The following is a 12671-nucleotide window of genomic DNA, read 5'->3' as shown; positions in this document are numbered from 1 at the left end:
TTGATAAATTAAAATAAACCGTCATTCTAGCGAGCTCCAGCGAGACTAAGAATCTATTGTTAGTGTGCTGGGGCGTTGGTTTCTTCACCCTCCACAGAGTGCTCGGCAATAGGTTCTAGTACGCACATACAATCACTTCGCTGTTCCTTTACATATCTATGCTAAACTCACGCAATCAGCTATATGAATGACTCATCATTTGTTTACCTGAGGGGAGCAATAGGGCTGCCATATATTTTGTAAAGGTATAAAAATGAGCAAATTAAGTTCGGCTGAACGTAAAGCACGTGATAATGAGCGTTTCTCGCAGCGCGTCAGTGAACGTCGTGAGAAAGGCGAAGATGTCGTAGCGTACGCATTGGCTAATAAAAAAGCAGTGAAGTTTCTGACCAAGTCAGAAAAGAAAGCACTGAATGAACGTAAAGCAACGCTTCAAGAAGAGTTAAAGCTTAAAGAGCAAGAAGAACTGCGCAGAATTGAACAGTCGTTTATCGTTGAAGACAATAACGAACAATAAATGCTTCTTTGCTAACACCGTGTTGTGCTTAGCAGAGATTCAATAAAAAACGGGAGCCTCGGCTCCCGTTTTGCTTTTCTAACGTTTATTCAAGCTTGTGTCTGCTTAGGCGACGTTTTCCATCTGAGGGTAGAGTGGTTTCGCTGCCAGTAGTTCTGGCTCAAAATCGTCTACGTTGATGGTATCTAAGCGATGTTGCTCCGCTTCTCTCAGTAGCTCTGCCTCTTCTAGGGTGATCAGACCTTGCTCTAACCCCTCTTGTGCAATTATATCCAAGCGCAGGAACGGACGGCGTTTGCCTTGTGCTTTACATACTTTGTCAAACACAGGTTCCGCTTGAAGAATCACAGACAGTGCCAGCTCAATCTTACCTGCTGCATTGTGCTCAGTGGGTTCTAGATACTGACCACGACCGATGCGTGAACGCGTTGCACTTGGCGTTTGAAGAATGCGCGCGACTTTGCTGTCGAGTTTATCACTTGGTGCCTTACGTACACGGCCAAATGGCATGATCAATACGCGCAGTGCTCGACCAATCACTTTATTCGGGAAGTTTGCGAGGAACTCATCAATTGCCGCTTCAGTTTGTTTCAAGCTGTCTTGTAGGCCCCAATGGACAAGTGGCAAGTCTTCTACAGGACGGCCATCTTGCTCAAAGCGTTTTAATGCTGCTGAACTTAGGTAAAGTTGACTTAGAATATCACCAAGGCGTGCAGACAAACGTTCTTTGCGTTTCAGCGAGCCGCCTAATACCGCCATCGAGATATCTGATAGCAAAGCTAGGTTTGCGCTATAACGGTTCAATTGCTGGTAGTAACGTTTCGTCGCGTCTTTTGTTGGTGATGTTGAGCCAAGACCGTCACTTAGGCCAAACCAAATACTGCGAACTAGGTTACTCATGGTAAAGCTCACGTGACCCGCTAGCGCTTTGTCGAATTTATCGACGGCATCACCGGCATCAGAGTAGGCAGCATTCATTTCTTCTAGAACGTATGGGTGGCAACGAATCGCACCTTGGCCAAAGATGATCATAGAACGTGTTAGAATGTTTGCACCCTCTACCGTTACCGCAATTGGGGCGCCCTGGTAACCACGCGCTAGGAAGTTCGATGGGCCCAAACAGATGCCTTTGCCCCCAACGATATCCATTGCGTCAATGATGCTTTGCTGACCACGGTGGGTACAGTGGTATTTCACGATTGCGGAGATAACCGATGGTTTTTCACCTAAGTCGATACCTGCAACGGTTAGGTTACTTGCTGCATCCATTACGTAGGCATTACCGCCCAAGCGTGCAAGAGGCTCTTCAACCCCTTCCATGTGTCCAATCGGTTGCTTGAACTGACGACGAATACGAGAGTATGCGCCCGTTGCCAGTGCTGCAGTTTTGATGCCGCCGGTAGAGTTTGAAGGTAGCGTGATACCACGACCAACCGATAGACACTCAACCAGCATACGCCAGCCTTGGCCAGCCATTTTCTCACCACCGATGATGAAGTCCATTGGTACGAAGATGTCTTTACCGCGAGTTGGACCATTTTGGAATGGTACGTTAAGCGGGAAGTGGCGGTTACCAATCTCAACGCCTTTAAGGTCAGTTGGGATTAGAGCACAAGTGATACCAAGATCTTCTTGATTGCCTAACAATCCCTCAGGGTCACGCAGTTTAAAGGCAAGACCAAGCACGGTCGCAACAGGCGCAAGCGTAATGTATCGCTTGTTCCATGTCAGGCGCATACCGAGAACTTCTTTCCCTTCCCATTCTCCTTTACAAACGACACCAAAATCTGGGATCGAGCCTGCATCAGAACCGGCTTCCGGACTGGTGAGAGCAAAACAAGGGATCTCTTTACCCTCGGCAAGACGAGGTAGATAGTAATTTTTCTGTTCTTCTGTTCCATAGTGTTGCAATAACTCACCCGGACCTAACGAGTTAGGCACGCCAACGGTTGAAGACAATACGCCGGATACGCCAGTCAGTTTTTGTAACACCAAAGATTGAGCATAAGCTGAAAATTCTAGACCACCGTATTTCTTCTTAATGATCATGGCAAAAAATTTGTTGTCTTTGAGGTATTGCCATACTTCTGGAGGTAAATCGGCAAGTTCATGCGTCACTTGGAAATCGCTTACCATCGCACATACTTCATTTACCGGGCCATCGAGAAACGCTTGCTCTTCTTTGCTTAGCTTAGGCGCTTTGATGGCGTGAAGCTTTTGCCATTCAGGTTTGCCTTTAAACAACTCCGCTTCCCACCACACCGTACCTGCATCCAATGCTTCCTTTTCCGTTTGAGACATCGCAGGAAGCACTTTTTTAAATAACGTCAATGCTTTTCGGCTGATCAGCGATTGGCGAATACCAGAAATGGCAAACACGGCAACGGCAAGTACGTAAAGAGACCAACCAATGATGCCCACTGGGCCAACAATAGTCAGTGCTACCATCGTTGCTGTGAGCAGGCTGATGGATTTGACGAGTGACATTCTGTGGTAGAGCGCAATGCCTAACACGATTGTCATCGTTAAGATTGAGAGCAAGATGTCCATATGTATTTTCCTTTTCAGACTTTATTAAAGTTGTACGTCTGTATTTTGGTAAGAGGTCTAACCAGTTCATTAAGTGTAATCAAAATATTAATAAAATGTAAAACCCAAAGTTGGATAAAAAGTGATCTCAGTAGAGTTAAAATTCTAAAGTTGGGATTTGAGTGGTGATTTCGTCGCCAGTTAACCAGTTTATGCTGCGGTTCAATTTAAATCTGTTGCTTCGCTATCGACACTAATTCTCGTTTGTGGGTAAACTCAGAGTAATGAAATGTTAGATGCACGATTTGCATCGGAACAATTTGCTCGGTGAGAGGCTTAGTCTCTTCGCTGAAGCTGAAATAATAAAGAGAACGTCTTATGTACCAAGATCTGATTAGAAGTGAATTAACAGAAGCTGCTGAAGTTCTGAATAAGTTTTTAAGTGATGATCACAACATCGCGCAAATTGAAGCTGCAGCAAAAATGATTGCCGACTCCTTTAAGCAAGAAGGCAAAGTGTTGTCATGTGGTAACGGTGGCTCTCATTGTGATGCGATGCATTTTGCTGAAGAATTGACAGGCCGTTACCGTGAAAATCGTCCTGGTTACGCGGGTATTGCGATTTCAGATCCAAGCCACCTTTCATGTGTAAGTAACGACTTTGGTTACGATTTCGTCTTTTCTCGTTACGTAGAAGCGGTTGGCCGTAAAGGTGATGTGTTGTTTGGCCTATCAACATCGGGTAACTCAGGCAACATTCTTAAAGCGATCGAAGCGGCGCAAGCGAAAGGGATGAAGACCATCGCACTTACTGGTAAAGATGGTGGCAAAATGGCGGGTCTGGCAGATATTGAAATCCGCGTGCCGCATTTTGGTTACGCAGATCGTATTCAGGAAGTGCACATTAAGATCATTCACATCATCATTCAGTTGGTTGAAAAAGAGATGGAATAAATTTGACTTCGAGGTCGAAATATCGATCTCGTCGTTTTGAGGTAAGGAGTTCGTTAAACCATGTGTGAATTGCTCGGAATGAGCGCAAATGTCCCGACGGATATTTGTTTCAGTTTTACAGGATTGATGCAGCGCGGCGGCCGCACAGGGCCACACCGTGATGGTTGGGGAATTACTTTCTATGAAGGGAAAGGGTTTCGCACATTTAAAGATCCAAACCCAAGCTGTGACTCAAAAATTGCTGAATTGGTGCAAAACTATCCGATAAAAAGTCGTGCCGTGATCAGTCATATTCGTCAAGCAAACCGTGGTGGGGTGAACTTAGAAAATACCCACCCGTTTACGCGAGAGCTTTGGGGGCGTTACTGGACGTTTGCACATAATGGTCAGCTAACTGATTATCAAGACTTGCAGACTGGGCGTCATCGTCCGGTAGGGCAAACAGACAGTGAGTTGGCTTTTTGCTGGTTACTCAAACAGATGGAAGATATGTATCCAGAGCCTCCACAGGATATGGAGTCTGTATTTATCTATGTAGCGGCGTGTTGCGATAAGTTGAGAGAAAAGGGTGTGTTTAACATGCTACTTAGCGACGGTGAGTTTGTGATGACTTACTGTACTAATCATCTTTACTGGATCACTCGTCGTGCGCCATTTGGTAAAGCTGCGCTATTAGATGAAGATGTCGAGATTAACTTCCAAGAAGAGACGACGCCACACGATGTGGTTTCAGTGATTGCGACTCAACCACTTACAGGTAACGAGACATGGCAGCGCATGAAGCCGGGTGAGTATGGGTTGTTTCATGTTGGTGAGATGGTGCTCAATAATGCAAAGGCGTTAGCGGATGTCCCATTTGCTGCGCCGAAGCCGGGTAACCAAGCTCCGACTGATCCATTGGAGTGATGGTTTCTGATACTGAATACTTAAATAAAGCTCGCTTAGTCGCGAGCTTTATTTTTTGCGTTTTAAACCGAGGACGGATACGGATGAGCATTCTTACTTCCTAGTGTGCTAGTAGTAGATTCCTAGTCTCGCTAAGGCTCGCTGGAATGACGTAACTAATTGAAGTGAATTCTACTTTTTACCGACTGCGTCATTCTGAACGACGAGGAACGAGTCAGATTCAGAATCTACTATCCGAGTGTTGTATTGCTAAGTTGGTTTCAGGGACTTTTTAGGTTGTTGGTTTTGGCTTCTAGTCTGACTACGGCTTTATTGAACCAAGCTTATAAGATTTAAAATAACAAAAGGCAGCCTGTGATGGTTGCCTTTTGTGTTTGTCGTTTGGAATTGAGCGTTACTCGGTGGCGTAGCCGTGTTCACCAAGCTCAAAACCATCGAGGTACGCTTTGCCATCTCTCATTGTTAGTCTTTCATCTACTAACCATTTTGTGACCATAGGGTAAATGGTATGCTCTTGCGTTTGTACACGAGCGGTAAGAGCATCAGCATTATCATCTTCAAATACAGGCACTTTGGCTTGCAATATTACTGGACCGCCATCGAGCTCTTCTGTAACAAAATGAACGCTAGTGCCGTGCTCTTTGTCACCGGCATCAATAGCGCGCTGATGAGTGTTTAGGCCTGGATACTTTGGCAGAAGGGATGGGTGAATATTGATCATCTTACCTAAATAGTGTTGAACAAACGCACTGCTAAGAATGCGCATATAGCCGGCGAGGACAATCACATCAGGTTGGTATTCATCGATTTGTTTCATCAACTCAGCATCAAATTTTTCGCGAGATTCGAATGCGTTAGGATTGATAAAGTGACCGTTCACATCAAAAAGCTTTGCACGCTCTAAACCATAAGCTTCTGCTTTATTGGAGAACACAGCTGCGACTTGTGCATTTGGCATGTTGGCTTCACAGGATTCAAGTATTGCTTGTAGGTTGCTGCCATTACCAGAAATGAGGACCACGATGTTTTTCATGATGTTGTGACTGCCTTATTTGATGTTGTGATTGGTATTAGTCTTGCAGACTGGAGATGTGTAGAGATTAAATTACCTACTATTAGAATGGTTTTCGATGTTCCAGATAGCAGAATGAGGACATAGTGTCCTCATTCATGTCTTTATGTAGCGCAACTCACAAGTTATCGGATTTCAACTTGCTCTTCATTTGCTTCAGCTTGAGCGATTTCACCAATCACCCATGCGTTTTCGCCTTCTTCTTTAAGTAGGGCTACGGCTTCGTCTGCTTGGTCTTTTGGTAGAGCGACGATTAGGCCAACACCACAGTTGAAAGTACGGTACATTTCATGTGTGGTCACGTTGCCTTTTTCTTGTAGCCATTGGAAAATGATCGGCCATTCCCAGCTGCTACCATCGATAACGGCTTTGGTGCCATCAGGCAGTACGCGTGGGATGTTTTCCCAGAAACCACCACCCGTGATGTGAGAAATCGCGTGGATGTCGTGCTTCTCAATCATCTTAAGTGCTGATTTGATGTAAATTTTAGTCGGTTCTAGTAGGTGTTCACCGATAGTGCGACCTGCTAGCTCTTCGTTCTTATCTGCGCCAGAAACTTCAAGGATCTTGCGGATTAGAGAGTAACCGTTAGAGTGTGGACCGCTTGAGCCAACTGCGATTAGTGCATCGCCTGCTGCTACTTTCGTACCGTCGATGACGTCTTCTTTCTCTACTACGCCAACACAGAAACCTGCAACGTCGTAATCTTCACCTTCGTACATACCTGGCATTTCCGCCGTTTCACCACCGATAAGTGCACAACCTGCTTGAACACAGCCATCAGCAATACCAGAAACCACGTCTGCCGCAGTATCAACGTCTAGTTTGCCAGTCGCATAGTAATCTAGGAAGAAGAGAGGCTCTGCACCTTGCACGATAAGGTCGTTAACACACATTGCCACAAGGTCAATACCAATGGTGTCGTGCTTGTTCATATCCAAGGCTAAGCGAAGTTTTGTTCCTACGCCATCAGTGCCCGAAACCAGTACAGGTTGTTTGTATTTCGTTGGTAATTCACAAAGGGCACCAAAACCACCAATACCACCCATCACTTCAGGGCGACGAGTACGTTTAACCGCACCCTTAATACGATCCACAAGCGCATTGCCTGCATCAATATCTACACCAGCATCTTTGTAGCTAAGAGAAGAGTTATTACCACTCACAGGGAAGTCCTCGGTATTAAGTTGGATATGAAAACGGCGCTATTCTAACAGTGCTTAAATATAGATAGCAAACGTTTGCGTAAGTTTTTTTCTTTAGCTCGCCATCCTGATCTCCCTTAAAAAATCATGTATAATCTGAAAGTTTGTTTAAATATTGTCACAAAAGCCGGAGATGGAAATGAAAGTCGTTGAAGTTAAACACCCTCTAGTAAAACACAAAATTGGTCTAATGCGAGAAGGTGATATCAGCACGAAGCGTTTTCGTGAGTTAGCAACCGAAGTCGGTAGTCTTCTAACTTATGAAGCGACAGCAGACTTTGAAACAGAAAAAGTAACCATTGAGGGTTGGAATGGTCCTGTAGAAGTAGACCAAATCAAAGGTAAGAAAGTGACTGTAGTGCCAATCCTGCGTGCAGGTCTAGGCATGATGGATGGTGTTCTTGAGCATATGCCAAGTGCGCGTATCAGCGTTGTTGGTATTTACCGTGACGAAGAAACACTTGAGCCAGTACCTTACTTCAACAAGCTTGCTTCTAACATCGATGAGCGTATTGCTCTTGTTGTTGACCCAATGCTTGCTACGGGTGGCTCTATGATCGCAACGATCGACCTTCTAAAAGAGAAAGGCTGTCAGGCAATCAAAGTTCTTGTTCTTGTTGCGGCTCCTGAGGGCATCGAAGCACTAGAAAAAGCCCACCCAGACGTTGAGCTATACACAGCAGCAATCGATGAGAAGCTAAATGACAAAGGTTACATCGTCCCTGGTCTAGGCGACGCTGGTGACAAGATCTTCGGTACTAAGTAATTCTCTGATATTTTGTTACGATTGAATAGATAAAACAAAGGCTTGGTTTTCACCAAGCCTTTTTTATTCTCTATGATTGATATTCTTATCGAACAGCAAACACGGCCAATGGAATGACCGCGCAGCGGATTACTTCGCTTTTTCTTCTTCCATTTGTGCGTTATCAACGACGTGGTTTTCACCTAAGTCGTTTGGAAGCACAAGGTTAAGAATAATCGCTACGATACCACATAGGCTGATGCCTTGAAGGCTGAATTCGCCAATACCAAAAGCCATACCACCGATACCAAATACAAGCGTCACTGCGACAATCACAAGGTTGCGAGATTTGTGAAGATCCACGTTGTTTTTGATCAATGTGTTGAGGCCGACGGTAGCGATAGAACCAAATAGTAAAATCATGATGCCGCCCATTACAGGCACAGGAATCGTTTGTAGCATCGCGCCTAGTTTACCAACAAGAGCAAGCACGATTGCCGTAATTGCAGCCCAAGTCATGATCACTGGGTTAAACGCTTTGGTCAGCATTACCGCACCGGTTACTTCGCTGTAAGTGGTGTTAGGTGGCGCGCCGACCATAGATGCTGCAATTGTCGCGATCCCGTCACCCGCGATAGTGCGATGAAGACCTGGCTTCTTAAGGTAGTTTTTGCCCGTTACGTTAGAGATAGCCAGCATGTCACCGACGTGCTCTACCGCAGGGGCAATTGCAACAGGAATCATAAATAGAATCGCATTGATGTTGAACTCCGGCGCAGTAAAGTTCGGCATTGCAAGCCATGCAGCTTGAGCAACAGGGGTAAAATCTACCACTCCATACATCAGTGACACGGAGTAACCCGCCACAATACCACCTACAATAGGCACTAACTTTAAGTAGCCTTTAGCAAAGACGCTTAATGCGATAGTTGTAAGCAAAGAGACCGCTGAGATGACGAATGCGGCATCCCCGTTGACCAGTTGTACAGCGCCATCGCCTGATTTACCAATGGCCATGTTTACTGCGGTTGGTGCAAGACCTAGACCGATCACCATGATCACCGGGCCAACAACCACTGGAGGCAAAATTTTGTGGATAAAGCCAACACCACGAACTTTAATCATTGCTCCAAGTGCAACATACACTAAACCTGCCGCCATTAGACCGCCCATGGTTGCACCGATACCCCAAGTTTGGATACCGAACATGATAGGAGCAATAAAAGCAAAAGAAGAAGCAAGGAAGATTGGAACAGAACGTTTAGTGATAAGTTGGAAAAGGAGAGTACCAACACCAGCACCGAATAGCGCCACGTTAGGATCGAGGCCAGTAAGCAGTGGCACAAGCACGAGAGCACCGAAAGCGACAAAGAGCATCTGAGCGCCTTGTAACGCGTTTTTCATAATTATTCCCTATTCAAAGATACGCAGACAAATCCGGCGAATATTAGCATTCAGCAATCGATTGCAATGTAGCCTAGATCAAACTTTTGCATTGAATTATAAGGTGAGCGAATGTTTTGTTGCATTAGCGTTCATTAAATTGGACGGAATATAAACAATTTACTCAGCACGGTTCTTGCTCGCCGTTTGATAGTTGCTTATCATGCGGGTTCTTGTTTAGAGGATTAATAAAACTATGCGCTATTTAGCTCTCTTATTGGTAGGTTGGTTGTCTCTTCCTGTTTATGCACTGACTCAGGTAGATATCTATCGCGCAGAAGTAGCGATCGACGGTGAGCAAAAAGATGGGGAGTCTTTGGCTCGTCAACAGGGTATGAAAGATGTGATTGTGCGTGCAACCGGCAGCCAGTCCTCCCTTAGTAACCCAGTGATTGAGAAAGCCGTTGGAACAAGTTCACGTTATATTTCTCAACTCAGTTATGGTCAAGTAGACGGTCAAAATAGCTTGAAGATGCTATTTAATAGCGATCAAATTCGCTCACTGCTGACCCAAGCACAGTTACCATTTTGGTCTGCTAACCGGGCGAATATTTTGGTTTGGTTAGTGGAAGAGCATGGGTATGACCGCACCATTACTTGGGAGCATACTGAATCTCCAACTGTTGCAGCGTTACGCTCTGCAGCAGAAAACCGTGGCTTACCGATTACAATGCCAGTGGGTGATATTGATGATGTGACGGGCGTGAGTATTTCTGACTTGTGGGGCGGCTTTATTGATCCTATTAGTCAAGCGAGTCAACGCTATCCTGTCGATGCCGTTCTCGTTATTCGAGTGCAAGGTGATAGTATTCGTTGGTCGTTGTATGATCAGTCTCCATCTAAGATTGTTGAGTCACAAATGTCTCCTCGTAGCGGCTCTGCATCAGGAGCGAACGCGATGACCGCAATGATGAACGGTATTGCTGATTACTATGCGACGAAAAGTGCAGTTATTGTGTCTAGCGAGTCTTCAGAATCGATTGATGTGAAAATATTGAATGTGTCATCAGCGAGAGATTTCTTCAATTTGGAGAATGCGCTGACGCAACTGAATTCTGTCGCATCGACGGAAATCAAACGCGTACAAGGTAATGAGGTGACGCTGAAAGTGCATCTGTTGGCATCGCAGCAAGCATTTGAGCAAGAAGCCTCTGCGATTTCGCAACTGATGGTGTTTGATGACCCATTAGGTGAAGAAGATAACGTTGCTCATGAGCCTGTTTCTCAGCCTAAAGCAGAAGATACATTGCCAGAAGAAGTGGTATCTGTCGATGGCGCTGCAACTGAAGCATCAACATCTGATGCTACTGCCTCTGACGTAGCAACCACTGAACTCGCAGCCTCTGATGTGACAGAACCATCGGTTCTGGAAAACTCGGTAAACAAAGTTGCACAAGAGCCTGTAGAAGCCGTGACGTTACAACCAGCAGTGACTGAGCCAGTGAAAGAAACGTATGATCTCATTTACGAATGGCGAGCCCTTGCTCGTTCTTTACCTCAACCAGACCTGAAACCAGTCCCACAGCAAGCATCAGAACTGGAGCTTGAAGATAACTTAGGTTGAGGGATAATTAGCCGATCTCATTGAGACACAATAAAAGAGTCGCGTGATGCGACTCTTTTTGTATCGTTTCATCTTGTAAATACACGACTGCATTTCTAATGCACGTTTGTTTTCTAATGCACGATCGTTTTCTAATGAACGATAGTTTGCTAACGCGCGATTGTTTACTAACGCACTAGCATTAAGATGAGTATCTTATTCTTAATGCTAGTGCGAATATGACAAAAGTGTATTTGGCTAATTGCTATTTGGTGAATTGCTATTTATCTTAATTGGCAGTTTGCCTGAATCGTTATTTGTTTAAGTCTTTGTTTTTGAACTTGGCTTTTTCTTCTTTTTCCACTTGAGATAAGCGTTTGAGTTTCAGACCCAGTTCTTTACCTCGAGCGCGAGCGAACAAAATATTACCTACAAAACCCAACGTCGTGAGTAACAATTCAACCGCAGCGAGCCAACGTTCGCCATCATCAACATACAAGATGGTCAGCGCATGCAAAAAATAGAGCATCAGGACAAAGTTAGCCCAAGCATGTGTGTAAGGCTTGCCTGCTAGGATACCTGGCAGCGGTAATAGCAGGGGAATACACCATGCGACAGCTAACGTAGTGCTGTTGAGATGTGGGTGAGGAGAGAGGGCAAGTTGCCATATTGCAACCCAAGCCAATAATGCCCAATTGCCGAATAACGCCATATAGCGGTAGGTTTGGGTTTGTGTGCTAAGCGGTGGTTGGTCAATAGTGTCAGACATCGATTTACTTATCCTTGAGCTTATACCGTTGCGAGAACCCCTAAGAGCCCTGGCGGGTATTACTGACTTCCTTTGAGCTTTTGCGCTGCAGTTGCCAGTCGTTTTCCTAATTGCTGAGCGAGACGAACCTCTTCTGGCGTAAGCGTCGATTCTTGTCCCACGCTACTTGCGCCATAGGGCGTGCCACCTGATTGTGTGGTGTGCAGTTCTGGCTCTGAGTAAGGTATTCCCAATATCATCATGCCATGATGCAAAAGCGGGAGCATCATACTTTGTTGTGTGCTTTCCTGACCACCATGCATTGATGATGAAGACGTAAAGACACAAGCCGGTTTATCGATAAGCTCACCACTCACCCATAAAGGCGTCGTTTGATCCCAAAAGTGCTTAAGTGGGGCCGCCATATTGCCAAACCACACAGGGCTGCCAAAGGCGAGTCCGTCACATTGCTTCAGCTCTTGTAGAGTAACAATTGGATCAGAAAGGGGATGTGAGTTAGGTGACAAATCTTCAACTGTTCGTAAAATCGCTTCACAATGGGGAGTCGATTCAACTCCCCTTGCGATCTGTCTTGCCAGCTGTTTTGTCGAGCCGTGGCGGCTGAAGTACAAAATGAGGATCTGGCAATCCATCTATAGAATTTCCAAAACTTGCTCTGGCGGACGACCAATTTTTGCTTTGCCGTTTGCAACGACAACTGGACGTTCAAATAGTTTTGGGTTTTGTGCCATTGCTTCGAAAAGTTGCTCATCAGAAACAGATGTTTCACCAAGCGCAAGCTCTTTGTAAATGTCTTCTTTGGTACGCATCATTTCGCGTACTGAAGCGAAACCAAGCTGAGCATAAAGCGCTTTCAGTTGTTCAACATTAAGCGGTGTATCAAGGTATTTAACCACTTCTGGTGTCACACCGTTTTGCTCTAATAATTCGAGTGTTTGACGGCTTTTTGAGCAACGTGGGTTGTGATAAATCACGACTGACATGGTTT

12 protein-coding genes are annotated in these 12671 nt (G+C 45.3%); 5 read left to right on the top strand and 7 right to left on the bottom strand.

Annotated features, from left to right (window positions below; translation table 11 throughout):
- The first annotated feature begins 253 nt into the window (after positions 1 to 253).
- Positions 254 to 517, top strand: a complete 264-nt coding sequence (locus VA249_RS10590; protein ID WP_221067953.1) for a DNA polymerase III subunit epsilon — start codon at positions 254 to 256, stop codon at positions 515 to 517.
- A 105-nt stretch (positions 518 to 622) separates the two neighbouring features.
- On the opposite strand, the gene fadE is transcribed toward VA249_RS10590, so the two are convergent.
- Entirely contained in the window at positions 623 to 3067 is a 2445-nt protein-coding gene (gene fadE, locus VA249_RS10585) for an acyl-CoA dehydrogenase FadE (protein ID WP_221067952.1), read from the bottom strand.
- A gap of 357 nt (positions 3068 to 3424) precedes the next feature.
- Between fadE and lpcA the strand changes: the two genes are divergently transcribed.
- Together lpcA and VA249_RS10575 are read left to right on the top strand one after the other, a co-directional pair.
- Positions 3425 to 4000, top strand: coding sequence for a D-sedoheptulose 7-phosphate isomerase (gene lpcA / locus VA249_RS10580; RefSeq protein ID WP_128810400.1), 576 nt, complete (start codon positions 3425 to 3427; stop codon positions 3998 to 4000).
- Between the two features lie 60 nt (positions 4001 to 4060).
- Positions 4061 to 4906 carry a class II glutamine amidotransferase gene (locus VA249_RS10575; protein WP_221067951.1) on the top strand — a complete coding sequence of 282 codons (846 nt, stop codon included), beginning with the start codon at positions 4061 to 4063 and terminating at the stop codon, positions 4904 to 4906.
- Between the two features lie 394 nt (positions 4907 to 5300).
- Here the strand turns inward: VA249_RS10575 and purN are convergent, their stop codons facing one another.
- Positions 5301 to 5939: a phosphoribosylglycinamide formyltransferase gene (gene purN, locus VA249_RS10570; RefSeq protein ID WP_221067950.1), complete on the bottom strand. Its 639-nt coding sequence runs from the start codon at positions 5937 to 5939 to the stop codon at positions 5301 to 5303.
- Between the two features lie 164 nt (positions 5940 to 6103).
- A complete protein-coding gene (purM, locus tag VA249_RS10565; RefSeq protein ID WP_211916159.1) occupies positions 6104 to 7144 on the bottom strand; it encodes a phosphoribosylformylglycinamidine cyclo-ligase in 1041 nt (346 codons plus the stop codon).
- Positions 7145 to 7322: 178 nt separating this feature from the next.
- Between purM and upp the strand changes: the two genes are divergently transcribed.
- Positions 7323 to 7949 carry a uracil phosphoribosyltransferase gene (upp, locus tag VA249_RS10560; RefSeq protein WP_005445324.1) on the top strand — a complete coding sequence of 209 codons (627 nt, stop codon included), beginning with the start codon at positions 7323 to 7325 and terminating at the stop codon, positions 7947 to 7949.
- A gap of 129 nt (positions 7950 to 8078) precedes the next feature.
- Here upp and VA249_RS10555 read toward each other — a convergent pair whose 3' ends face one another.
- On the bottom strand, positions 8079 to 9332 hold the full coding sequence (locus VA249_RS10555) for a uracil-xanthine permease family protein (RefSeq protein WP_128810404.1): 1254 nt from the start codon (positions 9330 to 9332) through the stop codon (positions 8079 to 8081).
- Positions 9333 to 9567: 235 nt separating this feature from the next.
- Between VA249_RS10555 and VA249_RS10550 the strand changes: the two genes are divergently transcribed.
- Positions 9568 to 10935: a DUF2066 domain-containing protein gene (locus tag VA249_RS10550; RefSeq protein ID WP_221067949.1), complete on the top strand. Its 1368-nt coding sequence runs from the start codon at positions 9568 to 9570 to the stop codon at positions 10933 to 10935.
- A 292-nt stretch (positions 10936 to 11227) separates the two neighbouring features.
- On the opposite strand, the gene VA249_RS10545 is transcribed toward VA249_RS10550, so the two are convergent.
- From VA249_RS10545 to arsC, 3 genes are read right to left on the bottom strand one after another with little or no spacing between them, the layout of a single operon-like run.
- Complete coding sequence (locus VA249_RS10545; protein WP_221067948.1) at positions 11228 to 11683, bottom strand: DUF2069 domain-containing protein; 456 nt, start codon at positions 11681 to 11683, stop codon at positions 11228 to 11230.
- Positions 11684 to 11742: 59 nt separating this feature from the next.
- Positions 11743 to 12315: an NAD(P)H:quinone oxidoreductase gene (gene wrbA, locus VA249_RS10540; RefSeq protein WP_128810407.1), complete on the bottom strand. Its 573-nt coding sequence runs from the start codon at positions 12313 to 12315 to the stop codon at positions 11743 to 11745.
- Positions 12316 to 12666, bottom strand: a complete 351-nt coding sequence (gene arsC, locus VA249_RS10535) for an arsenate reductase (glutaredoxin) (protein ID WP_221067947.1) — start codon at positions 12664 to 12666, stop codon at positions 12316 to 12318. It abuts the gene before it with no gap.
- Positions 12667 to 12671 lie beyond the last annotated feature (5 nt).

This window comes from Vibrio alfacsensis, from assembly GCF_019670485.1.
GTDB classification, from domain to species: domain Bacteria; phylum Pseudomonadota; class Gammaproteobacteria; order Enterobacterales; family Vibrionaceae; genus Vibrio; species Vibrio alfacsensis.
The sequence above is the reverse complement of the archived record's forward strand: the minus strand, read 5'-3'. Positions and strand labels throughout refer to the sequence as shown.